28 protein-coding genes and 1 pseudogene are annotated in these 25,271 nt (G+C 35.1%); 12 read left to right on the forward strand and 17 right to left on the reverse strand.

The genetic code is table 11. The features are described 5' to 3' along the window. Positions 1–5: 5 nt before the first annotated feature. Entirely contained in the window at positions 6–1,196 is a 1,191-nt protein-coding gene (locus AACP56_RS03000) for an LETM1-related biofilm-associated protein (RefSeq protein WP_339333575.1), read from the forward strand. Between the two features lie 79 nt (positions 1,197–1,275). Here the strand turns inward: AACP56_RS03000 and AACP56_RS03005 are convergent, their stop codons facing one another. From AACP56_RS03005 to AACP56_RS03050, 10 genes are all read right to left on the reverse strand, one after another. Beyond that, a complete protein-coding gene (locus AACP56_RS03005) occupies positions 1,276–2,031 on the reverse strand; it encodes a LytR/AlgR family response regulator transcription factor (protein ID WP_339333573.1) in 756 nt (251 codons plus the stop codon). 23 nt (positions 2,032–2,054) lie between these two features. After that, positions 2,055–2,399 carry a 2TM domain-containing protein gene (locus tag AACP56_RS03010; protein WP_339333571.1) on the reverse strand — a complete coding sequence of 115 codons (345 nt, stop codon included), beginning with the start codon at positions 2,397–2,399 and terminating at the stop codon, positions 2,055–2,057. Then, complete coding sequence (locus tag AACP56_RS03015; RefSeq protein WP_339333569.1) at positions 2,396–2,716, reverse strand: 2TM domain-containing protein; 321 nt, start codon at positions 2,714–2,716, stop codon at positions 2,396–2,398. The genes AACP56_RS03010 and AACP56_RS03015 overlap by 4 nt, the downstream gene beginning before the upstream one ends. A 2-nt stretch (positions 2,717–2,718) precedes the next feature. Beyond that, positions 2,719–3,021, reverse strand: a complete 303-nt coding sequence (locus AACP56_RS03020) for a 2TM domain-containing protein (protein ID WP_339333567.1) — start codon at positions 3,019–3,021, stop codon at positions 2,719–2,721. Between the two features lie 35 nt (positions 3,022–3,056). After that, positions 3,057–3,344, reverse strand: coding sequence for a 2TM domain-containing protein (locus tag AACP56_RS03025; protein WP_339333565.1), 288 nt, complete (start codon positions 3,342–3,344; stop codon positions 3,057–3,059). Between the two features lie 47 nt (positions 3,345–3,391). Beyond that, a complete protein-coding gene (locus tag AACP56_RS03030) occupies positions 3,392–3,670 on the reverse strand; it encodes a 2TM domain-containing protein (RefSeq protein WP_339333563.1) in 279 nt (92 codons plus the stop codon). A gap of 160 nt (positions 3,671–3,830) precedes the next feature. After that, entirely contained in the window at positions 3,831–5,153 is a 1,323-nt protein-coding gene (locus AACP56_RS03035; RefSeq protein ID WP_339333561.1) for a 2TM domain-containing protein, read from the reverse strand. A gap of 2 nt (positions 5,154–5,155) precedes the next feature. Then, complete coding sequence (locus AACP56_RS03040; RefSeq protein ID WP_339333559.1) at positions 5,156–5,779, reverse strand: hypothetical protein; 624 nt, start codon at positions 5,777–5,779, stop codon at positions 5,156–5,158. A gap of 4 nt (positions 5,780–5,783) precedes the next feature. Continuing rightward, a complete protein-coding gene (locus AACP56_RS03045; RefSeq protein WP_339333557.1) occupies positions 5,784–6,212 on the reverse strand; it encodes a DUF2141 domain-containing protein in 429 nt (142 codons plus the stop codon). Positions 6,213–6,334: 122 nt separating this feature from the next. Continuing rightward, positions 6,335–8,497, reverse strand: a complete 2,163-nt coding sequence (locus tag AACP56_RS03050) for a TonB-dependent receptor (protein ID WP_339333555.1) — start codon at positions 8,495–8,497, stop codon at positions 6,335–6,337. 132 nt (positions 8,498–8,629) lie between these two features. Between AACP56_RS03050 and AACP56_RS03055 the strand changes: the two genes are divergently transcribed. The 7 genes from AACP56_RS03055 (at position 8,630) to AACP56_RS03085 (ending at position 17,306) form a co-directional block, all read left to right on the forward strand. Continuing rightward, positions 8,630–9,910, forward strand: coding sequence for a DEAD/DEAH box helicase (locus tag AACP56_RS03055; RefSeq protein ID WP_339333553.1), 1,281 nt, complete (start codon positions 8,630–8,632; stop codon positions 9,908–9,910). 261 nt (positions 9,911–10,171) lie between these two features. Further along, positions 10,172–10,954 carry a hypothetical protein gene (locus AACP56_RS03060; protein ID WP_339333551.1) on the forward strand — a complete coding sequence of 261 codons (783 nt, stop codon included), beginning with the start codon at positions 10,172–10,174 and terminating at the stop codon, positions 10,952–10,954. Positions 10,955–11,056: 102 nt separating this feature from the next. Further along, positions 11,057–11,749: a Type 1 glutamine amidotransferase-like domain-containing protein gene (locus AACP56_RS03065; RefSeq protein ID WP_339333549.1), complete on the forward strand. Its 693-nt coding sequence runs from the start codon at positions 11,057–11,059 to the stop codon at positions 11,747–11,749. A 79-nt stretch (positions 11,750–11,828) separates the two neighbouring features. Next, on the forward strand, positions 11,829–13,223 hold the full coding sequence (locus tag AACP56_RS03070) for a glycoside hydrolase family 113 (protein WP_339333547.1): 1,395 nt from the start codon (positions 11,829–11,831) through the stop codon (positions 13,221–13,223). Next, positions 13,220–13,351, forward strand: coding sequence for a hypothetical protein (locus AACP56_RS03075; RefSeq protein ID WP_339333545.1), 132 nt, complete (start codon positions 13,220–13,222; stop codon positions 13,349–13,351). The genes AACP56_RS03070 and AACP56_RS03075 overlap by 4 nt, the downstream gene beginning before the upstream one ends. Before the next feature lie 53 nt (positions 13,352–13,404). Beyond that, a complete protein-coding gene (locus AACP56_RS03080) occupies positions 13,405–16,665 on the forward strand; it encodes a S41 family peptidase (RefSeq protein WP_339333543.1) in 3,261 nt (1,086 codons plus the stop codon). Between the two features lie 26 nt (positions 16,666–16,691). After that, positions 16,692–17,306 (forward strand): FMN-binding negative transcriptional regulator, encoded by a 615-nt coding sequence (locus AACP56_RS03085; protein WP_339333541.1) that lies wholly within the window; start codon positions 16,692–16,694, stop codon positions 17,304–17,306. 81 nt (positions 17,307–17,387) lie between these two features. On the opposite strand, the gene AACP56_RS03090 is transcribed toward AACP56_RS03085, so the two are convergent. After that, a complete protein-coding gene (locus AACP56_RS03090) occupies positions 17,388–17,546 on the reverse strand; it encodes a hypothetical protein (RefSeq protein WP_339333539.1) in 159 nt (52 codons plus the stop codon). Positions 17,547–17,709: 163 nt separating this feature from the next. Here AACP56_RS03090 and AACP56_RS03095 point away from each other — a divergent pair, with 163 nt between their 5' ends. Then, on the forward strand, positions 17,710–18,177 hold the full coding sequence (locus AACP56_RS03095; protein WP_339333537.1) for a GNAT family N-acetyltransferase: 468 nt from the start codon (positions 17,710–17,712) through the stop codon (positions 18,175–18,177). Here the strand turns inward: AACP56_RS03095 and AACP56_RS03100 are convergent. Beyond that, positions 18,174–19,388 carry a hypothetical protein gene (locus AACP56_RS03100; RefSeq protein WP_339333535.1) on the reverse strand — a complete coding sequence of 405 codons (1,215 nt, stop codon included), beginning with the start codon at positions 19,386–19,388 and terminating at the stop codon, positions 18,174–18,176. The two genes, AACP56_RS03095 and AACP56_RS03100, sit on opposite strands and share 4 nt — an antisense overlap. Before the next feature lie 142 nt (positions 19,389–19,530). On the opposite strand from AACP56_RS03100, the gene AACP56_RS03105 reads away from it, so the two are divergent. Then, positions 19,531–19,947: a DUF2141 domain-containing protein gene (locus AACP56_RS03105; RefSeq protein ID WP_339333533.1), complete on the forward strand. Its 417-nt coding sequence runs from the start codon at positions 19,531–19,533 to the stop codon at positions 19,945–19,947. 145 nt (positions 19,948–20,092) lie between these two features. Further along, positions 20,093–21,034 (forward strand): LysR substrate-binding domain-containing protein, encoded by a 942-nt coding sequence (locus tag AACP56_RS03110; protein ID WP_339333532.1) that lies wholly within the window; start codon positions 20,093–20,095, stop codon positions 21,032–21,034. 5 nt (positions 21,035–21,039) lie between these two features. On the opposite strand, the pseudogene AACP56_RS18015 reads toward AACP56_RS03110, so the two are convergent. Together AACP56_RS18015 and AACP56_RS03115 are read right to left on the reverse strand one after the other, a co-directional pair. Next, positions 21,040–21,315 (reverse strand): annotated as a pseudogene (locus tag AACP56_RS18015) (hypothetical protein); the annotation flags it as partial. 177 nt (positions 21,316–21,492) lie between these two features. Beyond that, positions 21,493–21,690, reverse strand: coding sequence for a hypothetical protein (locus AACP56_RS03115; RefSeq protein WP_339333530.1), 198 nt, complete (start codon positions 21,688–21,690; stop codon positions 21,493–21,495). An 85-nt stretch (positions 21,691–21,775) separates the two neighbouring features. On the opposite strand from AACP56_RS03115, the gene AACP56_RS03120 reads away from it, so the two are divergent. Next, entirely contained in the window at positions 21,776–23,098 is a 1,323-nt protein-coding gene (locus AACP56_RS03120) for a D-alanyl-D-alanine carboxypeptidase (protein WP_339333528.1), read from the forward strand. 1 nt (position 23,099) lies between these two features. Here AACP56_RS03120 and nudK read toward each other — a convergent pair whose 3' ends face one another. The 3 genes from nudK to AACP56_RS03135 all read right to left on the reverse strand — a co-directional run bounded on the left by nudK (position 23,100) and on the right by AACP56_RS03135 (position 25,228). Next, on the reverse strand, positions 23,100–23,684 hold the full coding sequence (gene nudK / locus AACP56_RS03125; RefSeq protein ID WP_339333526.1) for a GDP-mannose pyrophosphatase NudK: 585 nt from the start codon (positions 23,682–23,684) through the stop codon (positions 23,100–23,102). 16 nt (positions 23,685–23,700) lie between these two features. Next, a complete protein-coding gene (locus AACP56_RS03130; RefSeq protein ID WP_339333524.1) occupies positions 23,701–24,354 on the reverse strand; it encodes a DUF2461 domain-containing protein in 654 nt (217 codons plus the stop codon). A 76-nt stretch (positions 24,355–24,430) separates the two neighbouring features. Beyond that, entirely contained in the window at positions 24,431–25,228 is a 798-nt protein-coding gene (locus AACP56_RS03135) for a TIGR00266 family protein (RefSeq protein WP_339333522.1), read from the reverse strand. Between the last annotated feature and the right edge of the window lie 43 nt (positions 25,229–25,271).

Here is a 25,271-nt window from a genome sequence, read left to right on the forward strand (position 1 = left end):
ACCTTATGAACCCTTCAGCTTCAGGATGGATCTCTAAATTTGGTTCTCTATCAAATGAATATTTAGGATCCTACTCAAATTTTGACTCCCTATATGGTGATTTATTGGACAATGGGTTTATTTATGGAATTCATCTGGCAGTACCTTTATTTATTGAAACAGAACATGAGCTCTCAGAGGATGAAGTAGCTAAAATCAATTTATTATCAGCACTATACTATTCATACAGGTTTGATACTGGTAATTCCAATTTTGAAGCTTTTGTTGATACTGTATTCAATTATTACAATACTTTAGATTTAGGGAAGATTTCTTTTTTAAACAAAATACTTACTGGCACCAAGACAGATGCACAGCTGGAGAAATTAATAGATTCCAGAATCTATTTAAACGGGAACATATTTAATAGAACATTTGGCAACAGCCTTACCAACTCGCTTCTTTTTATTGATATACTGCTCTTTAGAGCCTATCTAGCAGATAAAAATAATTTAATAAAACATGCGCAGTTATTAGAATATGTAACGGTGAATATTGCTTATCAAGCATTAAACTCCAAAGAGACCAGTAAATCAGATGCAAAACTGATTCAACTTTTAGCCTCATCATTAACTTATGTAGATATAGCTAACGCAAATTTTGATGGGAGTTATCTAGATATATTGCAAAACAATTTTACTTCTATTGAAAAAAAATATCTTCTAGATATTGCATGCTTGACAGTTTGGGAAGACCACTCTCTAGACTACACGGAATCGGAATATATTTATGGCTTAGGCAAGGACTTAAAACATACTAAAACTAGCATTAAAAAAGCCTTAAAAAATGTACGTGTTTTCTTTGAAAAAAATCGTGAGAAAATACCCTATTTAAAAGACACAAATTTGGCTTCAAAATTCTATGATGGGATGACCAAAAATGTGAGTAAGATTATCCTTAGAAATAGTAAAAGACTTAAAAAAGAGTTATCTGAAAGTAAGGAGTTAGTTTTACTATTGACAAAATCCACTACTAAAGAATTGAACGAGGAAGAGCAAAAAAAAATAAAAATGCAGCTATTGGACATTTTTAAATCTATCCCTTCACTAGCAATTTTTATGTTACCCGGTGGTGCCGTTTTATTGCCTATATTTATAAAGTTGATACCAAAGTTGTTACCATCTGCTTTTGATGACAATAGGATTGAAGAAAATTAGGTTTTTTAGTGAAAAACACTAATATAAGAAAAATCTATCGTTATATTTAAATGATTATAAATCAGACTTTTAAATATATTTACTCCAACCAAAGCTTGAAATCTTTAACTCTTTCCCTACTAACGATGATTTCTTGTTCCTTAAAGTGATCTAGCTTAATCTGAAGTCTAGAATTTGTATAAGAAATGATGTCGTTGATATGATTTATGTTTACGTAAAATTTTCTACTTACTCTAAAGAACATTTTAGGAGATAACTCCTCTTCTAAATTTTCCAAAGTTGTATCAAGCAAATAATTTCTACCATCTAAGGTTGCCGCATAGGTACCTTTATTTTCACTAAAAAAACATTCGACCTCATCAGCATTTATAATTTTTAAGTGCTGCCCTACCCTAGTAGTAAACCGTTTTTTATACTCCCTTTCAAGTGGGTTTACAAGCAACTTTTTTATATCTTCAAAATCGACTGAAATTCGTTCCTTTTCAGGCTTAAAATCACGGTATTGTTTTACTGCTTTTTCGAGCTCTTCATCATCAATAGGTTTTAGCAAATAATCAATGCTATTTAACTTAAAAGCTTGTAGTGCATATTCATCGAAAGCCGTTGTAAAAATGATGGCGCTTTTAACCTCGATAACATCAAAAATCTCAAACGAAAGTCCATCCGAAAGTTGAATATCCAAAAATATGAGTTCTGGATGGGCATTATTCTGAAACCACTCAATGGATTCTTCGACAGAATGTAGCATTGTTGAAACATTTACATTAAGCTGGTCTAATAACCTTCCTAACCTTCTTGCTGCTGGTTTTTCGTCTTCAATGATGATTGCGTTCATTTTATTTTTCTAAGAATTTAAAACTATCTATATTTTTCAGTTTCTTCTTTATCTTTTTCAAGATACTTTTTTATCTGTTTCTCCTCCCATTTTTTGAATGGGCTAGGTAAAAAAACATAAACTGCGTGTATAAGCAACGCTATCCCCCAAATTATTGGTGTACCATAAAAGTTCCAATTTACCCATTCCAAAAATTCTGGGTTGCCAAGAGCTTGCTTACTTAAAAGAACAATTGTGAAGCTTTTGGCAAACAATAGCAAAAAACTATTGATTAAAATATAAGTTGTAAGGTGCTTGTAAAAATTCTTTAGCACTTCTACTCTTTTCTGCGCTCTTGCTAAGTCGCTGTTTACAAATTCGTTAATCATCTTTTTGTGAATTTATTAGCTTCTTCCCTATCTTCTTCCATGTATTTTTCAATCTGACGCTTCTCCCAATCTTTGTTGAAAAAAGGGTTTAAACCAAAGACTTTCGAGGCATGGAAGAAAAGCCCTATTCCCCAAAAGAACAAGGTAAAGAAATGCTCTATCTGCCAAAATCCCTCCCCATCATAACCACTTCTAATAAATATGTTCACCAAAATAAAAGTGTTAATTACAGTGTAGATGGAGGCATGTATATAAAACCCCTTTAGCTCATCTACTCGCTTTTTCGCTCTTGTATATTTGTTTTTATTGTCTTCCATTATCATTTCCATTTTTCTTGTTCTTCTTGCTTTTCCATATATTCTTGAATCTTCCTCTTTTCCCAATCCTTTCCAAAGAAAGGGTTAAGATTAAATGTTCCAACCGCATGTGCAATAATTCCTATTCCCCATCCAAAAGCCACCCATAAAAACCACATGTAACGCCATCCATCTGTCCAATAATTTAAGGCAGCGAGTCCCCCAATCACTAGAATATATGAAGTTAAGTGGCTGTAAAATTTTTTAAGCTCAACAACACGTTCTTTTGCCCTTATATATTTAGTCTCGTTTTTATTGATTTCCATTTTTAAAATCTTATTAAATTATTTAGTGCTAAAAATTAGAACTTACCGTTATCCATATATTCCCTAATCTTGCGCTCTTCCCAGTCTTTCCCTAAAATAAAATTAAACCCAAAAATTCGTATTGCTTTTATGGTGACACTTAGTCCAACTCCAAAAACAACCCATAAAAACCATGGGTGTTCCCATTGATCAAGGTAATAGTTGATAGCTGCCACCAATATTATGGCTATACTGCCTCTGGTAATACTTCCGTAGAATTTTTTGAGTGTTCTTACCCTTTTTTTAGCTTTTAAAAGCTTAGTTTCCTGTATATCGAATTCCATCTATCTGGTTTTTATAGTTAGTTGGTGTATTTAAATTTACGAATAGTTTAAAATTTGTCACTGTTCATTAATTCTTTGATTTTACGTTCTTCCCAGTCTCTACCTAAGAATGGGTTGAAACCAAAGGCGCATATTCCATGAAATAAGAGCCCTAGACCCCAGCCAACTGCTGGAAAAATAACCCAAAGAAAATCTGTGGTTACATAATTTAAGTAACCTAAAACTGGTATTACGATTAGGTAAGTCATTAGATTGCTATAAAAACCTTTTATCTCCTCTACTCTTTCTTTTGCCTTTTGATATTTATATTCGTTATTATTTTCCATGACGATATGTTTTTTAAGATTAGTTTTAATTACAAACCAAATTTCTGAATCATGAAATGGTTTTGAAAAACTGAATTACCGAGTTGTAATTTTTTGGGGATGGGTTGTGAAAACTGTGAAAAACAAGTTATAGATAGCACCTAAAAGATATGTTCAACTACTAAAAATCCTCTTTATCCATAAGCTCTTTTATCTTTTTTTCTTCCCATCGTTTCCCCCAAAGCGGGTTGTAGCCAAAAGCTTCCATGGCATGCATGGTAAGGCCAAATCCCCAGCCAAGTGTAGGGAAAAATGCCCATAAAAAATCTGTAGTCTTAAAGTTTAGCCACCACAAAAGAGGTATAACTATTAAATATGACGTTAGATTACCATAAAATCCTTTAATAGCATCTACACGCTCTTTGGCTTTCAGATATCTTTTTTCTTCAATATGTGTTTCCTGTGTTTCCATAACAGTGATTTTTTTGCTCAACATGGGCAGGGCAACACTAAAATCCTTTGAAGTTTTTTCTATCTGGACTTCCCTATCTGAAAGAATGGCATAACGCTGCTTTATATTTTGCAGCCCAACACCACTGCTCTTTTTGACCACTTGTTTTTCTTGAAGATTATTTTTAACCACTAGATTTCCTTTTTCTTCGTAAACTTTAATGTGCAAGGGCCTAGAAGATGTAACAACGTTATGTTTAACCGCATTTTCCAGTAACAACTGAAGCGATAATGGTACTATTTTAGCCTCTGCTAGACTGGCCTCGGTTGGAATATCAAAAACAATACTATCCTCAAAACGCATTTTTAAAAGTCGAACATAAGTTCTGGCAAAATCCAGCTCTTCATTTACTGTTACTAAATCCTTGTTTTTTTGCTCTAACACATAACGATAAACTTTTGATAAAGAAGTAGTAAATTTTTGTGCTTGGTCCGGTGCCTCTTCAATCAGGCTTGTAAGCACGTTTAAGCTATTGAATAAAAAATGGGGGTCTAATTGATTTTTTAATGCATCAAAACGGGCAGAAGCAGTGCCAGCTATTATTTTTTGCTCTTTAACCTGTTTTTTTTGAAGTGCTCTATAAAAATAAAAAGCATGTATAAAAAGTGAAACTATTAAGGTAATTACAAGTGCAATTATATATGGTGTAATCTCTTCTTTTTCAATAAATTCAGCGACTGATCTACCTGTATAATAAAAGGTCAAGAAATACCTAAGAATTGCAAAAACCACAAAAGTGATCAAGATTGAACCTATAGCTCCAAACCATAATCGTTTTTTAGGGTCTTTCTCCCAGTTATACCGTATACTTATACCATCATAATAATAGGAGTTAGCCGCTGTAAGCCCAAAAGAAAAAATAAAACTAATGACAATCTGCCTAATAACGTTCTCTATCGTATAATCGCCATCAGTAAAAATAAAAAGGTTCATTAAGGAAATAAATACCGTAATTAGGATAGAAACCTTAAGAACCTTTATAAAACTCTTCATAATTATGATTTACATTGCTCCGCAACAGAGACTGCACGGTCTTTGCCCCAATTTGGGTGAAATTCTGATTCTGGTTTAAATGTAGCAAAAAGTTCTAAAGACTTTTCAATATCTGCACAATATGGCGTGACATCTTTACCAAAGTATCTTGCTGCCCCCATATCCCATTCTGCTTTTCCAAATACGACTCTAGGGTTGTTTGGAGCAAGTTCTGCCGCTTTTTGATAGAGCTGTACATTCTTTCCTGAAAGTGTCATCCCGTAGGTTGCACCATCAAATGCTATCCAAGCGGTATTTGTCATTGCTTCTAAAACCAATATTTCTGCGTTATCTGGTGAAATATTTTTTGCCATATCTATATATTCCTTTGCTTTACCAAGCTGAAGGCTTAACTTTTCCTTATCCTTCTCTCCGAATGATGCTGTAGTGTTCACCATAGCTACGTAGTAGTAGGGAAGCCAATTATCCATTTCTGCAGTTGCTATACGCTCAAATAAGTTTGATGCATCTACGATTTTTTGTTCGGACCATAATTGCATCGCTTTTTGCATGCCTTTGGTATACTGGTCTTGAGCATTTAGACTTATTGTTACTGTAAATAATAAAAGTAAAACTGATTTTTTCATTGTATTATAATTTTATGGTTATTGATTTTTCTTCTTGTGATAATGTAAATTTTGCGTCCTCCCATTTTGGAGGTCCAAAATTGCCTTTAGCATCATTTGATGTTCCGTAATCTTCCTTGGGCATGAAGCCCAAAAACATATCAAACTTTTTGTTGTTGTTTTTATCATGAAACAGTGATACCGCATAGTTACCATATGGGATTTTTTCAAACAACACTTCGCACTTGCCATTCTTAATTTCAGACACCATTCCCACATATACCTTTTCTAACCATTCCTTCTCGCTATTGTATAGCCCAATAATCATGTTTCCTTTATCGTTGGATGCTTCAGTAACAAATACTCTAATTTTTCCCATATCTTGGCTCTGTGCATTTAGTGTCATAGCGCTTGTTAGAACTAAGAGTAAGAAGGATGCTAAAATTTGTTTCATAACTGTCCTATTTTTGGTTGATTCTAATTCAATTGTTGATTTTCAATACAAATATGATTATGAATAAGCGCTATAAATAATATCCATTACCCAACTGTAGATTCCTTAGGATGAATTGTTATCTAAAGATTGTCTAACTGATTACTCTTTTTATCAGTACTAATTGTCCAGAAGAAACCGACAAAGAAAAAACTGTCTGCCGCAGGCCTTATGGTTTGCCTATCGAAAACACCATCAACATTAGGAGTGTTCGCATACTGATAGTTATTAATATTGTTAAAACCCAACACATTGTTTACAGAGAAATACAAAATCTTTTGCTGATCTATTAAATAGGCCCAATTAACACTTAGGTTATTAAAAGGTTTTGTCTTTTCAGCTAAAAACTCTCCTGTGTTTGGGTTATCGTATGGCCTCCCAGAGCCATAGTTATAGGATAAACCCACCTGAGAACGTAGTTTATTCACCCAATACTTGGTCACAAAAGATAAATTATGTTTAGGGGCAAAATTTGGTGTCGCCTGTTCTCTAAAATTTCTAAAATCACGCTCGGTATCCAAATAACTATAAGAAATCCAATAATCTAAATTTTCAATACTCTTATTATCTCTCCAGAATACATCCAAACCACTTGCATAACCTCCACCCAAATTTGAATACTGCGAATCAAATTGGGGCATTTCTGTGTTATACTTTACCAGCCCATCGTAATCCTTGTAGTATGCCTCAGCGCGAAAAGTTTTCCCATTATCTAAATATTGATAATTTAGGATATAATGCGAAGTCTTTTCTGCACTTAAACTCTGATCATATCTAAGAATACTACTCTGTGGGTTTTGGTAAAAATCTCCGTAAGCAAAGGAAAATTGACCTTTATCGCTACTTTGGTATGCTAAAGAGATACGCGGAGAGAAAGAAAACTCATCTAATACTGAGGTGTTTTCAATTCTTGCCCCTAATTTCATAGCGAATTTATTGCTAAAGAAAATATCGCTCTCCACAAAACCCGCAAATAGTTGGTCATCATAAGAACTGTCAAACTCAAAGCCATCTGGTGCAACAAAATTTTCTTCATAATCAAGATTGAATAATTCTGTTCCAAAACTTAAAGAAAACCTATTGGTAAAATTCTTCTTTAGCTTTAGCTTTAAATGTGAGCCTGTTTCTTTTATAGCTATCCTATTTTCAAGAAACCCAATATCATTGGTATCCCAAGAAACACTTGCACCTGAAGTCAAGGTCCAATCTTTAGCAAAAAAATGTTTGTAGGATGAATTGAAGTATAGGTTGTTGTTTGTAAGCTGAAAGCGAACAAAATCTTCAAAGTTGATATTCTCTTGCTCAATATCCAGATCTGCATGGTTAAAACCTGTATAGAGCTTGAATATACCTTTCTCACCCTTACTTCTAAATACTGCTTCTCCAGAAATGGATTCGTAAGGACTGTTCCAACGAACCCCTTGATTGGATGGGATTAAAGCTTCATATGGTGCTAAGTTGATATACTGAGTATTAAAGCTTAAAGACTCGTTCCCCCAAATCTCTGTATGTCCCAAGCCTGCACCTACGGTCATTGCCTGAATATCAGTTTTTTCTTGGTCTGGTACATCAATGGTATTTAATAAAAGTACGCTGGATAAAGCTTGTCCATATTCTGCGGAGTACCCACCAGTACTAAAGGTTATCCCTTTGAATAAAAATGGTGAGAAACGACCTCGAGTAGGAATATTGTTTGCTGTTGCATTAAAAGGTTGAAAAACACGTAAGCCATCTATAAAAACCTGCGTCTCACTCGCATCCCCTCCCCGTACAAACAAACGCCCATCTTCATTAACCGTTGTCGTTCCTGGCAAAGTTTGCAATGCTGCGACAAAATCTCCCGCTGCCCCCGCTGTGGTAACAATATCCAATGGCTTTAAGACCGAAACCTTAGAATTATCCCCCGCCTCAAATGTTCCTGCGGTAAGGGTTACTCCCGTTAAGGAGTTTATAGCTTCTACAAGCTGAATCGTTATATTTTTAAAATAGGAAACATCGCCCATTTCGTAATGAGGCTCATAAGACAACATGGAGATTACCAAGGTTTGTGTCCCTGTTTCAGTCGTTTCAAAAGAAAATCCACCGCTTTCATCCGTTGAAGAACCATCATAAGTACCTTCTAAATACACATTTGCTCCTGAGATAGGTTGATTAGAGTTGTCAGTGACTTTTCCACTTATGGTAATCTGTGCTGATGAAACACTGAGCATTAGTAAAAAAGCGAATAAAGTAATTTGGTTTTTCATGTCTGTTCATTTTTGATTGACGGTTCAAAAGTCAGTAGATATACCTGTTTTGTATAATAAGAATTACCGAACTGTAAGTTTATGTGACTGGGTTGTTACAAATTCCAGTACCTTCGCCGCTTATTATAAACCATGACATTTAAAGACCTCGGCCTGGCCGAACCCATCCTAAAATCCCTTAAGACTGAAGGCTACACCACTCCTACTCCAATACAATCACAAGCAATACCAATCCTTTTAAAGGGAAAAGATTTATTGGGTGTTGCACAAACCGGTACGGGCAAGACAGCAGCTTTTGGCATTCCAATCCTGCATCATCTTTATTTAGCCAAGAACCAACAACAAAAAAGAAGAAGTATCAAAGCCTTAGTAGTTACACCAACTCGTGAATTGGCTATACAGATTGGGGAAAGCTTTAGCGCTTACGGAAAACATACTGGTTTAAGAAACACTGTTATTTTTGGTGGCGTAAAACAAGGGAAGCAAGTAAATACCTTAAAAAATGGTGTAGATATTCTAATTGCTACCCCAGGAAGGTTATTGGATTTAATGAACCAAGGTTTTATTTCATTACGTGATATAGAATATGCTGTACTTGATGAAGCAGACCAAATGCTGGATATGGGCTTTATCCATGATATTAAAAAAATCATTGCCAAACTTCCACCCAAAAGGCAATCGCTCTTTTTTTCGGCAACAATGCCAAAAACCATTGTGGAGCTTTCCAGAAAAATATTGGGTGATTTTGAACAAGTGACCATTAAACCACAACAAGCCACTGCTGAAAAAGTGGAGCAATGCGTTTATTTTGTGAGTAAACCCAATAAAGTGAAATTATTGGTGCATTTACTTCAAGACAAAATGCAAGATTCTGTATTGATCTTTTCGCGTACCAAACATGGAGCTAATAAAATCGTAAAGAAATTGGCGCAAGCTGATATTGGCTCAGCAGCAATTCACGGTAATAAATCACAAACAGCAAGACAAAAAGCATTGAGCGCTTTTAAAGAGGGTAAGTTAAAAGTATTGGTTGCCACAGATATCGCTGCCCGTGGCATTGATGTGGAAGAGCTTTCATTTGTTATCAATTATGATTTGCCCAATGTTCCTGAAACTTATGTACATCGTATTGGAAGGACTGGAAGAGCTAGTGCAAGTGGAATTGCTTTATCATTTTGCGATGTTGAAGAACGTCCTTATTTAAGGGATATAGAAAAATTAATAAAGCAAGAGGTTCCTAAAATAAACGAACACCCCTTTGTCGATGATAGTAAAGAAGAAGTGGCCCAAAAGCCTAAAAAATCAAACTCCTCCAGAAATCGAAACCGCAATCGTAATAGAAACCGTAGTCGTTCTAGTGGTTCAAATCGACAAAACAATCAAAATCATAAGAACAGACATAAAAAAAGCTGAAATAAGCAAATAATTATTTTCGCCGACGCTGAACGAAAACCACAGTTTTAACAAGGTTTTTATATTTTCTTAACATTTTGTGGTTTATAATTAGTATATTGAAAATCAGAAAGTAACGTATTTACTCCCCCAGTTTCTTTCTAACAGTTCCCATCCAAAAATTTGAATAAACCTAACTCCATATTAGTCCTTCTGGTATAGACTAAATCATGTTTAAATGAATTAATATTTTTTAAAACATAACCAATTAATACAAACTATATGAAAACAATTAGAACAAAGCTATTCATAGCTATGATTACAATGACCTTTACTTTTGGTCTTAATGCTCAAGAAAGCCAACCAGAACCTATTTTTATGAATGTTATGCTGACCCCGAATCCAGCAAAAATCACCGAGTTTGAAGCAGGTATTAAGTCCCATAACAAAAAGTTTCATGCCAGTGGGGCGAATGCTGTTCGCGTCTACTGGATATCAAGTGGAAAAAATGCAGGAAAATATATTTGGAGCATGGGACCAACCGCATGGACTGCATTTGATGGCGCAAATAATCCAGATGAAGCACATAGCAATGATTGGAATACTAATGTGGCTCCTTACGCAGAAGCAACAACAGAGACTAATTATTGGAAAGGGGATGCTGCTCATTCAAATTTCACTAATGACTTTGAACTAAAAAATCTAGCTGTATTTTATTTGGATATGAAACGGTTTCAAAACCAAAAATTCATGACCGTTTTAGATAAAGTAACTAAAGTTTATAAAACTAAGGATGCAAATGAACAATGGGGGGTATACTGGAATCAAATGCCCAATACTGATGGCCAAGATATGGTATGGATCAATTTTTTTGATAGCATGTCATGGATGGGTGAGGATGATAAATTTCCACAATGGTATGAAGAAGTACATGGTGAAGGCAGCTTTACTGGTTTCTTGAAAGATTTTGAGGCTTCAACGAAAGGTGATTGGCAAGAGTTGTGGATGTTCAGGCAAGATTTAAGTGGTCTTTCTGGGGAAGTAGTTGTTACTTCGGGACAATAGGTCTAAAGTTGTTGCAACAGCATATTTCTTAATTGGAGTATCTCAATTCAAATTAAAAGTATAAACCCTGATTTTTAGTCAGGGTTTTTTATTTTAGTCGAGATGAAAAAGCAACTCCTCATTTATGGGAGCGGACGCCACACTGTTCCTTTTATAAATTACATGGCACAACTTACTGGAAAGAAAAAGCCAAACGTTTGCTTTTTACCAACTGCAAGTGGCGATGATGAAGGTTATATTGACCGTTTTTATGAAGTTTGTGACCAAATAGAAGTAGTTCCCCATGTTTTAAAGGTTTGGATCAATTCCTATGATCAAAAAGAGACCTTTGAAAAGCTAATTTCTAAAATGGATGCCATTGTAGTTGGTGGTGGCAATACGTTAAATATGCTTGCTATTTGGAAAGCCCAAGGAATTGACGCTGCACTAAAAAAGGCTTACGAAAATGGTACAGTGATGGGCGGGGGAAGTGCCGGTTCTTTATGTTGGACAAATGGTGGAACGACAGATTCCAGACCAGCCAAACTAAGTATTGTAAAAGGAATGGCTTTTATAGACAAAAGTCATTGTCCACATTACAATTCCGAGAAATCCAGAAGACCATTATATCATAAAAATATTTTGGAAGGGAATTTAACTGATGGGTATGCTTGTGACGACCGTTCTGCAATCCATTTTATTGATGAGGAAGTGCACAAATCTATCTCTCTAGATAAAGACAACCATTCCTACTATGTATATCTAAAAGATGGGCAGGTGGTTGAAGAGCAAATAGCTAATGAGGTTATTAGTTAAAAAAACTAATGTTTTCTTTTAAATGATGGCTACCAAAACCAAATAAGGTAAAAGCTAATTTCAGTATCTTTAGTTCAACATGCATCAATCATCATCAAAGAAAGAAATCCGTAACATCCTTGTCATTTATTTTTTAACCTGGCTAGGTATTTTCATACTTGTCACGCTACGCATTTCTAGAGGTAAACGTGAATTTTTAGAGGCTGCAAACTTATTTTTTGAATTTCTATCCAACTCAAGTTTTATTGTAGCCATTCATATTCTTTTTGGACTAACCCTAGTCCTTTTTTGGATTATTAGATACTTTGTTAGAATCTATAAGAAGAAAGGGTTGAGAATAATGATAAAACAGCTTGCATTTCGTTTTTTGATTCCATTGTTAGTTGTTCTTATCACTTATAAAACCTTAGTTTTTGCAAATTCCAATGAAAACTATTCTTTTGATTGGACAGAAAGTGTAATGAATACCAAAGGTGAGCCAAATGATTTTTATAGTACTGATAAAATGCATCGTGGCATGAGTGTTTTTGGTTGGGGGTCGATAGCCAATAAAGATGCTACAGATGCACTTATTAAAGCAAATGTTGAGTGGATTGCTATAATCCCATTTATAGATCAAGAAGATGAAACCTCAAAGACAGTAAGAAATCCTGTAAATCCTAAAGTAAAATGGCTATCTAGAGATTCTGTTTTTATTAAGTCAATCAAAGAGATACATAAAAGGGGACTGCGTGTTCAGCTTAAACCACATTTATGGACTTTTGAAGGATGGAGGGCTAATTTAATGCATCAATCTGATGAAGATTGGAATACTTGGTTTGACTCTTATGAAAATTATATGCTTTACTATGCACATTTGGCAGAACATACTGGTGTAGAGTTATTTTGTATAGGCACAGAACTTAAGTCATCAATTAAAAAACAACCTGAACGTTGGAAAAAACTAATAGAAAAAATAAGAAACATTTATTCTGGCAAACTGACCTATGCAGCAAATTGGCACGACGAATATGAACATATAGATTTTTGGAACGATTTAGATTTTATTGGCATACAAGCCTACTTTCCGCTAACCAAGAACAAAACTCCAGATTTGGAAACCATAGAAAAGGGATGGGCAAAGCATATTACTCGGTTGGAAATACTTCATAAAACATATGAAAAACCAATATTGTTTACAGAAGTGGGATACAGAAGTGATGTGTCTGCAACCATAAAACCCTGGGAATGGGATTCCACTTTCAGCGCTCTTTACAAAAAGAAGTCAGATAGAACACAGCAATTGGCACATGAAGCTCTTTTTAAACAATTATGGGGGAAGAGATGGTTTGCTGGTGTTTATATTTGGCAATGGGACCACCGTAGCACTAAAGCAAACGCTTCTAAAAACTTGGACTTTTCACCACGTTTTAAGCCTGCAGAGAATACCATTGCCAAATGGTTTGGCAAACCCGTAGAGAAAGAGCAACTATGAATACAGTTGACATTATAACCTTAGTAGCAATCATATTATTCGCACGACTTGGTTTTCGTTTGTATTCAAAATATCAAGAATTAAAGAAAGAAGAAAAGGGAAACCCCAACGATGAAAATATTTCATAGCAAAACCCTATCTTCAAGCTCCAATTAAAATCAATCAAATTAGCATTATTAAAATGAGACAGCAAGCTACCAAAACCCTTATTTTTTCAGCATTTCTTTATCTATTATTCATTTCTATTGGAAACGCTCAAAACGAAACCAAATTAATGCACCAACCCGCATTAAGTGATTCACACATCGCTTTTGTATATGCCCAAGACCTTTGGGTTGCCAATAGGGATGGCTCCAACCCAAAACGACTAACGATAGATGAGGGTGTGGAATCGAGTCCGATTTTCTCCCCTGATGGTAGTATGATTGCTTTTAATGCAGAATACGACGGTAATTCAGATGTTTTTATAGTTCCAACCACTGGTGGTGTTCCAAAACGGCTAACTTGGCATCCCTATACTGATTTAGTAAGAGATTTTACTCCCGATGGTAAAAATGTACTTTTCGCTTCTAGACGTAATTCACACACCAATCGTTATTTTCAATTATATACAGTCGGGATTAATGGCGGTGCAACTACACAATTGGATATTCCCAATGCATTTTGGGCTAGTTATTCAGATGATTCATCTCATATCGCTTATACAACAATATTTGATGCTTTTACACAATGGAAGCATTATCGCGGTGGTCGTACTTCGCGTATTTGGGTTTACAATACTGCCAATCATAAAGTGGTAGAGGTTCCAAAGCCCCAAGGTGGAAGTAATGACACACAACCACAATGGATAGGCGAAGATGTGTTTTTTAGAAGTGACCGAGATGGGGAGTTTAATCTTTTCAGTTATAACACATCAACCAAATCCATCAAAAAGCATACAGATTATAAAGACTTTCCTGTAATAAACGTAAAAGCGCATAAGAATGCTGTTATATATGAACATGCAGGAACACTGCATATTTACGATGCAGTTTCAGGGTCAGATAAAAAACTAACGCTAAATATCAAGACAGATTTATTGGAACTTCGTGAACGATATGTGTCTGGACAACAATATGTGCGTTCAGGACATATATCTCCCTCAGGTACTCGAGTTGTTTTAGATTTTAGAGGTGACATAGTAACCCTCCCAGCGAAAAAAGGTGATGTTGCAAATCTTACACAAACTACTGGTACTCATGAAAAATTTCCAGCTTGGTCCCCGGACGGTAAGTCTATTGCCTATTTTTCAGATGCTTCGGGAGAATATGCAATGCATGTCCAGAATGCTTCAAATGGTTCAGTTAAAAAAATTAAATTAGATGGTACTGGGTTTTATGCCAATCTTCATTGGTCTCCAGATAGTAAGAAAGTTAGCTATGTAGATAATGGTCGTAACTTATATGTTACTACAATTACTACCGGTAAGACCGTAAAAATTGCCCAAGACGATTTATTTTTTCCTGGAGATATTAGAGACTTATTTAGTGATTGGTCTTTTGATTCCAATTGGATTGCCTATACCAAAATAATAGGCACCAATTTTGAGAAAGCTTTTTTGTACTCTCTTTCAGAAAACAAGTCCTATGAATTAACAGATGGATTGTCCAATGTTACAAGTCCCGTTTTTGACCCAAGTGGAAAATATGTTTACCTCCTTGCTTCTACAGATGCAGGTCCATTAGTGAATTGGTTTGATCAGTCGAATATTGATAAGGAGTTAACCAATTCCATTTATCTGGTTACACTCCAAAAAGATGTTGTATCTCCTTTGAAAAAAGAAAACGATGAAGAAAAAGGGGATAAAAAAGAGAGTTCAGATGCCTCTGAGGAAGCTTCAAAAAAAGGCAAGAAAGAAGATTCAAATATAAAAACACTTAAAATTGATTGGAACGGCATTCAAAATAGAATGTTGGCATTACCTGTTGAACCCGGTGTCTACAGTAGTTTAAACTCGGTGAAAGAAGGTGAATTGTATTACTTATCCTCCTCATTCCACTCTCCTACTTCACAGCTAAATAAGTTTACATTTAAAGATAGAAAAGGGGAAGAACTTTTCCTCGTAGACCAATATGAAGTTGCTGATGGGGGCAAAAAGATGTTTTATAGTTCGGGAGGTTCTTGGTTTGTTTCTGACTTAGGAAAGAAATCCGATGACGGTCCTCTAAACCTTGGAGAAATTTCAGTTAAAATAAATCCAAAAGAAGAATGGAACAATATCTTTAATGAAGCTTGGCGGGTAAATCGCGATTATTTCTACGATCCAGGAATGCACGGTGTGGATTGGAATGCTATGAAGGCTAAGTATGAGCCTCTTGCTGCACAAGCTTCTTGTAAAGACGATTTGTACCGTATAATGCAATGGATGTTTAGTGAGCTAGCTGTCGGTCATCACAGATTTGGAAGTGATGGGGATGCACTTAATAATCCAGACCGCGTATCCGGAGGGCTTCTAGGAGCTGATTATAAAGTAAGCAACAACCGCTACCAGATTTCAAAAATATATGGGGGACTTAATTGGACACCTGACCTAAGGTCTCCACTTACAGAACCCGGTATCTCTATTTCAGAAGGTGATTACATTATTTCCATTAATGGTGAAGAAGTGGTGGGAACTGATAACCTCTATAGTTTTTTTGAAAATACAGCCAATACGCTAGTAGATTTAACGGTGAGCAAAAATGCTGACGGTTCAAACGCAAAAACCTACAAAGTAACTCCACTACGAACAGAGTGGGCAATTAGAAATAGGGATTGGGTAGAAGGAAATATGAAAAAAGTACACGAAGCATCCAATGGTGATGTTGCCTATGTTTATGTCCCCAATACCACTGTCGCTGGGTTTGAATATTTCAAGCGTTATTTTTACCCACAAGCTGATAAAAAAGCAATTATTATAGATGAGCGCTTTAATGGTGGTGGTTCTTTAGCGGATTATTATATCGATATTTTAAAAAGACCAGAGCAAGCTTATTGGAATTTTAGATATGGTCAAGATTTGAAATCTCCTAGTGCATCAATACAAGGACCAAAAGTTATGATTATAGATGAAACTGCTGGTTCAGGGGGTGATTATTTACCTTGGATGTTCCGTAAATTTAAAATGGGAACCATCGTCGGGAAACGTACTTGGGGTGGACTTGTAGGTGTATTGGGTTATCCCGAATTTATCGATGGAGGCGTTGTAACCGCACCTAATGTTGCTTTCTATACTGAGAATGGGTTTAGAGTGGAAAATGAAGGGGTGGCACCTGACGTTGAGGTTGAACAATTACCTGAATTGGTTATCAAAGGGCAAGACCCACAATTGGAAAAGGCGTTAGAAATAATACTAAAACAATTAAAGGAAAACCCACCTAAGAAAATGCAGCGACCAGCATATCCAATTAAAACCAAAAATTAATACTAGTTTCTAGATAACTCATAGTAATGTACATTCCCCATTATTATAAAAACGAAAATGTAGCCGAGGTAAAAGATTTTCTAAAAAGAAATAGTTTTGGAATTCTTATCAACCAAGTAGATGGTAAACCGTGGGCAACTCATATTCCTTTAGAACTAGAAGAAGATGAAAATGGCAAAGAATTACTGGTAAGTCATATTTCTAGAGCCAATCCGCAATGGAAGGAGTTTGAAAAGCAACCTGAGGTTCTCTGTATTTTTAATGGGCCACACTCCTATATTTCTTCTTCTTGGTATAAAGAGGAAGAGGTTCCAACATGGGATTACATCGCTGTACATGTGTATGGAAAACTGACCATTCTTGATGAGGAAGCTGTCATGGCATCGCTCCACAAGCTGGTCAATAAGTATGAAAAGGGCTCTAAATCCCCTATTTCTCTACATGAAATGTCCTCAAAAACACTTCGCCAAGTAAAAGGAGTTGTTGGGTTTAAAATTGAGATTACGGACATACAAGCAGCCTATAAACTTTCACAAACACGACCCGAAGATCATGCTGCCATAATCAAAGAATTAAATGGAGGCAATGTAACATCAAAAGAAATTGCAAGACATATAGAGAAACAATCAACTCATAAATAATACTATTATGCTAAACAGTAAATTTTGGCAAGGTTTTTTTGCATTGGCTCCAATACTTATAGGAGTGCTAGCTATAATTTTTTATTTCTTTTTTATTTTCAATTTGATAACTTCCATTGAAGCTAACCAGGCTATGGATGCAAATACATCAGCTTCAATTATTCTTGGGAATTTTGCATGGTTTTTTGGTTTTGTTATGCTAACAATTCTTATTTCCGTTAGTAGTATGATTTTTTTCATTGTTCATGCCGTACAAAACCCTAATTTGAAAGAGAATAATCTATTAATAGTTTGGATTCTACTCTTTGTGTTTGTTAGTGGAATTGGGCAATTAATCTACTGGATTGTAGAAATTATAAGCAAGCGAAAAAATATAGCTGCATAGGGAGTGAATACTAAATCTTTGGAAAATATTGTTATTGTCCCTTTTGAAAAGAAGTACCAACAAGCATTCAAAGGTTTGAATCAATGGTGGATTGAAGCATACTTTAAAATGGAAGAAATGGACCATAAAGCGTTGGACAATCCCAAAAGCTACATTCTCGACAGGGGTGGTTATATCGCTATTGCATTATTGGAGAATAAACCAGCGGGGGTTTGTGCTCTTGTGAAAATGGAGAATTACAAATTTGATTATGAATTGGCAAAAATGGGTGTTTCACCTACAATTCATGGAAAAGGTATTGGTTATGCACTTGGCACAGCGATAATAAAAAAAGCGAAAGAGTTGGGTGCAAAAAATATATTTCTAGAAACCCATACATCACTCCAACCGGCGATTCACCTGTATAAAAAGTTAGGCTTCAAAGAAATAAAGGGTATTGAAAGTCCTTATGAACGCTCCGATTATCAAATGGAACTTAATCTTTAGTTATTTTTTACAGGAACAAAGTGACTTGAACCAATAATAAAATGTTGGTCGTCCTTTGGGTACAAGCCAAAGAAAAAAGCTTCTTCTACTCCATTGTTATATTTTAAGGTAATGGTATAATCTTCAATTTTATAAGTACCGGCTGAACTGCTTTTAGAAAAAATAGCTTTCCAATCTGTATTTCCACCTTTAACGGTTTTCCATGCAAAGCGTCCTTGCCTATCAAAAACTACAGTGCTTGCATTTATTACCGTAGCCCCTCCGAATCCGTCTGAAGTATTGAACTTACCAGAAAGTTTAAAACCTTTGGTGCCCGAGCGTACCTTGAACCATTTTTTCCAATTATAGGTTTTTCTTTTCCTAGGATCGGTTATGTATAGTATACCTCCTTGCTTTTTCCAAGTCCGCCACTTTTTAGGGTTCTTGCTTTTTGATCCGGTAATATTTAACCCCTCCAAAGGCTTAGATGGATTTGTGAATATATCTCCATTACTATAAAGTACACTCACATCATTAGCTACGTATACGCCATTTAGTCCATATTTTGTTGCTGTTCTTAGGATAATCTCACTAATTTTAGAGTTAGCACTATAACTTGTATTGTTCTTATTCGAAGTCTTTTGTTTGACACTAATTTTATTTTCAGGTGAGTTATTTTCAGTTTGGACTGCAGATGAAGGAATATTTTCAAAGTTTTCTAATAGGGTTTTGGCCAACTTTTCAATCTCTTGATTATTCTTTTTTGAGAGTTGGAAAACAGTATTAATCCATAATGCTTCTATTACTAAAGGGTCGTATTTTTGCTGTAAAAGTTCATTTTTTAGTGCAAAATCCGTTTTGCTCTTAAGATAATTAGCCTTGATCTTATTGTATATAGTTTTAACTTCATCATCAGTGTAACTACGTTTAGCTATTACTTCTTCTAGAATAATTTTGTAAAAAGCAGCTGCAGTGTGTAGTTCATACGGCTTCCAACCATATTTTTTTGCCGCTTTTTCATAAAGACCAAAACATTCATTGGAATTAAAGACCAACCCGGTCATGAAACGATGTTTTTGCGGGGTCTTTAACTTTAACTCTTTCCATATATCTTTTCTAATCTGAGTCCTTAATAAAGTATTTGGAGTATAGGATTTTTGAGAATAGCCTAGTAAACCATGGAAGAACAAAATCAGAATTAGAATTTTTCGGATAGAATGGCTCACTCTCATGGCTAGAATTTTTAAAAAAGGTAGCAAAAATGTTGCCATGTTACAATTCGGAAGTGATTATTTACAACTGGGTAATATCAATTATAAAATTGAATCACCTTGAAGCAACTTTGAACCATCATTAACAATTAAAATAAATAAAATGAAAAATCTAGTACTTGCTTTAGGGATATTTTTAATTGCTTTTTCAGTAAAAGCACAGGAAAAAACAGTTACACTAAAAGTGACTTTAGAAAATGTTATGAACGATAATGGAAACGTATTAGCATCATTACACACCAATGAAACTTTTATGAAAGGTGCTGGCATTGTAAACTTGGCAGAAAAAGCGAAGAAAGGCTCTATAAGCTTTACTATCGAAAACGTAAAACCTGGCAGCTATGCAATAATGGTATTGCATGATGAAAACAATAACCAACGAATGGATTATGAAGCTAATGGCATGCCAAAAGAGAACTATGGAATGTCCAATAACGAAATGACAATGGGACCTCCAACTTTTGCAGATGCCAAGTTTGAAGTTGCAGACGAAGATTTAGAATTGACTATCCGGTTCTGAAAAATAAAATCCATCAATCAAAATAAAAGCCTAGTATTTGCGCTAGGCTTTTTTAATTTTTTATCATAAAACAAAATCGTCATAAAGATTTTCAATAAGTTTTATCAATGGTTTTTTGTATTTTTATACTTCAAAACTATCGTTAATGACAATTACCCAATTACAATATGTTTTAGCAGTTGCCGAACATCAAAATTTTACATTGGCAGCGCAAAAGAGCTTTGTGACCCAACCTACCTTGAGCATGCAGGTCCAAAAGTTGGAAGACGAACTTGATATATTACTTTTTGATCGAAGTAAAAAACCAATAGCAATTACAGAAGTTGGAAAAAAAATAGTTGCACAAGCTAAAAATATAGTAGCCGAAGCAGAACGCATCAAAGATATCGTTGACCAAGATAAGGGGTTTATTGGTGGTGATTTTATACTTGGAATCATTCCCACAATAATGCCAACATTACTCCCAATGTTTCTGCCAACATTTATCAAAAAATACCCTAAAGTAAACCTAATCATAAAAGAGCAAGCGACGAATACGCTAATTAGAAATATACAAGATGGACATATAGATGCTGCAATTGCCGCTACACCCCTAGAGATAGAATTCATTAAAGAAAAACCACTATACTATGAACCCTTCGTTGGTTATGTACCACCAAATCACAGACTTTCTGGTTCTAAGGAACTGGCAACAGATGATTTGGAAATAAATGATGTGTTATTGCTCCAAGACGGGCATTGTTTTAGGGATGGGGTCATAAATTTGTGCAAGTCACCAAAAAATAGAACTACGGACCATTTTCAAATTGAAAGTGGGAGCTTTGAAACTTTGGTAAATCTCTCTAACGAAGGTATGGGTATGACCCTACTGCCCTATTTGAATACTTTAGAACTTGATGATAAAAAGAAAGGAAACCTAAAGCACTTTAAAAAACCTTCTCCTGCAAGGGAGATTAGTTTAATCCACCATAAAAGTGAATTAAAAATTCAAATAACGGAAGCCTTAAAAGATGTAATTTCTTCCATTGTAAGAGGTGCGATAACCTTTCAAGATGTTGATATTATCAGCCCGCTCAACAATAAATAGAGTTATTAGTTTATACGCCTGTAACGAAAAGAACATTCTTCAATACAGCCAATAAAACCTATGACAAGTTTTCCGTCCTGTATTGCGCCAATATAGTTGCTTGTTTCTGAAAAGGTAATCGAAATGCTATTCTCCTCTACCCTATAGATTCCAGTTCCATTATTTTCGGAATTACTTTGCTCTAAAAAACCATTAGGTTTAAATTCGAGAATAGTACCATTCTCTACAGTAGACCAATCGACTGGACCTCCAGGACTTATCTTGGTTGCCTCTAGCTGCCATTTCCCTAGGAGATTAACACCAGAAAGTCTATTGTTGTGATTTCATCATCAGAGCAGCTCAAACCAAATAATATAAAAAATAGATAAAAATATTTCATCACATCTTTATTCTAAGAAGCAAAAATTAAAAAAGGTTGCGCTATTTAATTAAAAAGCCACCCGTTTGGGTGGCTTTATTTATGCTTTTAATAGTAATAAACTTTGATGTAGTTCTGGCTTATCATCAATAAATTGTTTTAACCAGATTCTTAATTCCTCAATTTCCTGTGGTAATAACAAGGAAACTGCTTTTTTCACTTCTTTCGCGAACAATTTCGCATCAAAACTAACTTTTTGCAAAACAGTTTTGGTGTATTCCAACATAGCTCTAGCCATAATGACAAAATGAATATTTAGATTATAGGTTGTGTACTAAGTTACCTATAAAAGGTATATATTGAAATACTATAACAGTTAAAAATTGGATAAATTGTTGTTAAAGTCGATAAATTACATTTTTCAAGTCGTTTTAAACCAATGGGTTAGCGGTAAAATAATTTCATTAGTATTAATAATCATACTCTTTGCCTCTTGTTCCTCCGCAAGATTAAAGCAAATACGTGAAGGGGTTGAAAATGATAGATTTAAAAATCAGTTTACAGGTTTCCTTGTGGTAGATGCAAAATCCAAAGACACCATTTTAGCCAAAAATTCTACTAAATACTTTATTCCAGCCAGCAATGTAAAAATCGTAACGCTCTATGCCTCCCTAAAACTATTACCAGAAAAAATACCTACTTTAAAATATGTGGAAAGCAAGGACTCGCTACATATAGAAGGTACTGGCGATCCATCTTGGCTCCATCCCTATTTCATGGATAGTACAGCTTTGGAATTTCTGTCAAATACCAAAGCCAAAATAGTTTTGAACCTATCAAATTTTCACGATGAGAAATTTAGACCTGGTTGGGCTTGGGAAGATTACCAATATTATTTCTCTCCGGAATTAGGCCCTATACCTCTTTACGGGAATGTGGTCTCTTTTTATGAAAAAGATAGCCTTGTTGTTTCTCCAAACTTATTTAGTTTAAATACCAGAAGAGAAAAAACTAAAGTGCTCAGAGATTTAACTAAAAATGAATTCTCCGTTCCAGAAAATCTAACTGACACGCTAGAAGTTCCCTTTATCACGAGTAAAGCTTTGACAAAAAAACTGATACAAAAAAAAATAAACCAAAAGATAACATTGACACAAAACCGCTCAAAAAAATCTAAAAAATTACTTTATGGAATACCTACTGATTCCATATTGAAAAGAATGCTTTATAAGAGCGATAATTTTCTTGCAGAACAGTTAATGCTTAGCACCTCTTCTATGTTATCCGACACATTAAGTTTTAAAATATCCAAGGATTTTGTTTTAGAAAATTACTTGTCAAACCTTAAACAGCAGCCAAGATGGGTAGATGGTTCAGGGCTTTCCAGATACAACTTGTTTACACCAGAATCCTTGGTTGCCATACTCCAAAAACTCTATGATGAGACTGATAAAAAACGCTTGTTTCATCTCTTACCTGCATGGGACAACAATGGAACTATAACAAAGCCAAACATTAAGAATGAACTGTTCATTTTTGCAAAATCCGGTTCTATGGGAAACACTTATAATTTGAGCGGTTATTTAAAAACCAAATCAGGAAAGCTATTACTTTTTAGTTTTATGAATAATCATTTTAGAAGGCCAACTAGTCAAGTTAGACAAGATATCTATACTGCGCTACGACAAATACATAATACATATTGATTTAATGAAATAAATCAGAATTCTTAGCATATTGTAGTAAGATAATGGTCTTGGCATCATTTATTTCACCAGATTCCATCATTTGAATAGCTTTTTTAAAAGGAATTTCCAATACTTCTATGTTCTCTGTCTCATCTTTTGCACCACCACCTTCACAAACTTTCATTTTTTCTTCATAAGCACCAATAAACAGATATAAAATCTCGGTAACCGAACCTGGTGACATATAGGTTTCAAAAACACGTTGAACTTTATCGATTTTATAGCCTGTTTCTTCTTCTGTCTCTTTTCGAATACAATCTTCAGGATTATCACCATCCAAGAGACCTGCACACACTTCTATCATCATCCCATTTTCATTGCCATTTACATAAGTGGGCATTCTAAATTGCCTGGTCAAAACCACCGTTCCCTTATCTTTGTTGTAAAGCAAAATACCTGCTCCATTTCCGCGGTCATAAGCTTCTCTATGCTGGGTTTCCCAAGTACCATCATTTTTTTGGTAATCAAACGTGAACTTATTAAGAGTATACCAGTTATCAGATAACAACTCCTTTGTTATGTTTTTTACCTGTTTGTTCTTCAAGGTTTTTCTGTTAAAATCAAACTGTTATGGCCTTATTTAAATACCTGCGAAAGGGTAGCATTTCTTTATAGGCATTAATCACTTTTTGCTCAAAATTATTTTTGAAAACTTCAGAAGTTGAAAACTCTGTAGCCACGGCAAAAGTCTTGTTTTTTAATAGACCAATATAAGGATGGTCGTTTGAAAAACCTTTAGGTGCATTGGTCAATTTTACGTCTTCATATAGTCCGCCAAATAAATTTTTAAATGATTTCTTGGCCAGTATTTTTTTTAGCTCTTCGCCGTCATAATCTATTGCTTCTCTAACACTACGTAATCTTTTAGGGTCTGGTCGCCATAAGCCCCCAGCAAACATACAGCGCTCAATACCAATCTCTATATAAAAATCTCCAGTGCCAGGTTTTTTGTCAAAACCTGCTCCAAAATGATCTTTATAAATTGGCTTATTGGGATGAAACATTAAATTATTGTTGATACGATTAATGCCCTTTTTACCTGGGGTATCATAATATTCATCATCGATAACAGTAAGCTTGGTATTCATAGTATCCAACCAAGCAATATAGTCGTTGCGAACCTCATGGTACCATTTACGGTTAGCATCCATCCATTCCTTAGTATTGTTTTTTTGGAGCTCTTTTAAAAAATTGATTTGGTTTTTAAAATCCATAGGGCGAACATAACAAAAACACCTCTAAAGTTTTCTTTAGGGGCGAAAAAATAATTTAATCTTTCTAGCTAAAATTCTAAAATCCACGATCACCGCCAACAATATCACCTAGTGTACCCAAAATGCTTCCTTCACCCTTGTCTTTTCCACCACGGGGTATTGCAGCCAATACCCTACCGGCCAATCTGCTAAATGGTAAGGATTGCACATACACAGTTCCTGGACCTCTTAGCGTTGCAAAGAACAATCCTTCACCACCGAATACCGTATTTTTAATACCCCCAACAAATTCAATGTCATAATCTACAGTATGGGAAAAACCTACGATACAACCTGTATCTACCTTTAAGACCTCACCTACCGCAAGTTCTTTCTTGGCCATTGTTCCACCCGCGTGTACAAAAGCCATTCCATCACCTTCCAATTTTTGCATAATAAAACCTTCTCCACCAAAAAGTCCACGGCCCAAACGCTTTGAAAACTCTATTCCTACAGAAACTCCTTTCGCAGCACACAAAAAGGCGTCTTTTTGACAAATGAACTTTCCACCCTTTTCAGATAAATCTATAGGTAAAATTTTACCAGGATAAGGCGAAGCAAAGCTTACCTTCTTCTTACCTTGACCAATGTTTAAAAAGGCCGTCATAAAAAGGCTTTCTCCTGTGAGCATACGTTTACCGGCAGAGAATATTTTTCCAAGTACGCCTTTATCTTGGTTAGATCCATCTCCAAAAATGGTATCCATCTTTATATCCGTATCCATCATCATAAAGCTACCCGCTTCTGCCACAACTGCTTCTTGCGGATCAAGCTCTAGTTCCACATATTGCATTTCTTCGCCAAATATTTCATAATCTATTTCGTGTGCGTTCATATTTTTTGTTTTTTGATTTCTACTTATTAGTTACAATCAACAC

Source organism: Croceitalea sp. MTPC6 (assembly GCF_036985525.1).
Taxonomy (GTDB): Bacteria; Bacteroidota; Bacteroidia; order Flavobacteriales; family Flavobacteriaceae; genus Croceitalea.

Coding starts and splice junctions, on each gene's coding strand:
- AACP56_RS03000 (WP_339333575.1), top strand. CDS start 6: ATGAACCCTTCAGCTTCAGGATGGATCTCTAAATTTGGTTCTCTATCA.
- AACP56_RS03005 (WP_339333573.1), bottom strand. CDS start 2,031: ATGAACGCAATCATCATTGAAGACGAAAAACCAGCAGCAAGAAGGTTA.
- AACP56_RS03010 (WP_339333571.1), bottom strand. CDS start 2,399: ATGATTAACGAATTTGTAAACAGCGACTTAGCAAGAGCGCAGAAAAGA.
- AACP56_RS03015 (WP_339333569.1), bottom strand. CDS start 2,716: ATGGAAGACAATAAAAACAAATATACAAGAGCGAAAAAGCGAGTAGAT.
- AACP56_RS03020 (WP_339333567.1), bottom strand. CDS start 3,021: ATGGAAATCAATAAAAACGAGACTAAATATATAAGGGCAAAAGAACGT.
- AACP56_RS03025 (WP_339333565.1), bottom strand. CDS start 3,344: ATGGAATTCGATATACAGGAAACTAAGCTTTTAAAAGCTAAAAAAAGG.
- AACP56_RS03030 (WP_339333563.1), bottom strand. CDS start 3,670: ATGGAAAATAATAACGAATATAAATATCAAAAGGCAAAAGAAAGAGTA.
- AACP56_RS03035 (WP_339333561.1), bottom strand. CDS start 5,153: ATGAAGAGTTTTATAAAGGTTCTTAAGGTTTCTATCCTAATTACGGTA.
- AACP56_RS03040 (WP_339333559.1), bottom strand. CDS start 5,779: ATGAAAAAATCAGTTTTACTTTTATTATTTACAGTAACAATAAGTCTA.
- AACP56_RS03045 (WP_339333557.1), bottom strand. CDS start 6,212: ATGAAACAAATTTTAGCATCCTTCTTACTCTTAGTTCTAACAAGCGCT.
- AACP56_RS03050 (WP_339333555.1), bottom strand. CDS start 8,497: ATGAAAAACCAAATTACTTTATTCGCTTTTTTACTAATGCTCAGTGTT.
- AACP56_RS03055 (WP_339333553.1), top strand. CDS start 8,630: ATGACATTTAAAGACCTCGGCCTGGCCGAACCCATCCTAAAATCCCTT.
- AACP56_RS03060 (WP_339333551.1), top strand. CDS start 10,172: ATGAAAACAATTAGAACAAAGCTATTCATAGCTATGATTACAATGACC.
- AACP56_RS03065 (WP_339333549.1), top strand. CDS start 11,057: ATGAAAAAGCAACTCCTCATTTATGGGAGCGGACGCCACACTGTTCCT.
- AACP56_RS03070 (WP_339333547.1), top strand. CDS start 11,829: ATGCATCAATCATCATCAAAGAAAGAAATCCGTAACATCCTTGTCATT.
- AACP56_RS03075 (WP_339333545.1), top strand. CDS start 13,220: ATGAATACAGTTGACATTATAACCTTAGTAGCAATCATATTATTCGCA.
- AACP56_RS03080 (WP_339333543.1), top strand. CDS start 13,405: ATGAGACAGCAAGCTACCAAAACCCTTATTTTTTCAGCATTTCTTTAT.
- AACP56_RS03085 (WP_339333541.1), top strand. CDS start 16,692: ATGTACATTCCCCATTATTATAAAAACGAAAATGTAGCCGAGGTAAAA.
- AACP56_RS03090 (WP_339333539.1), bottom strand. CDS start 17,546: ATGAAAAAAATCATACTACTAACGGAAATAAGAATTGTTAGCATAACA.
- AACP56_RS03100 (WP_339333535.1), bottom strand. CDS start 19,388: ATGAGAGTGAGCCATTCTATCCGAAAAATTCTAATTCTGATTTTGTTC.
- AACP56_RS03105 (WP_339333533.1), top strand. CDS start 19,531: ATGAAAAATCTAGTACTTGCTTTAGGGATATTTTTAATTGCTTTTTCA.
- AACP56_RS03110 (WP_339333532.1), top strand. CDS start 20,093: ATGACAATTACCCAATTACAATATGTTTTAGCAGTTGCCGAACATCAA.
- AACP56_RS03115 (WP_339333530.1), bottom strand. CDS start 21,690: ATGGCTAGAGCTATGTTGGAATACACCAAAACTGTTTTGCAAAAAGTT.
- AACP56_RS03130 (WP_339333524.1), bottom strand. CDS start 24,354: ATGGATTTTAAAAACCAAATCAATTTTTTAAAAGAGCTCCAAAAAAAC.
- AACP56_RS03135 (WP_339333522.1), bottom strand. CDS start 25,228: ATGAACGCACACGAAATAGATTATGAAATATTTGGCGAAGAAATGCAA.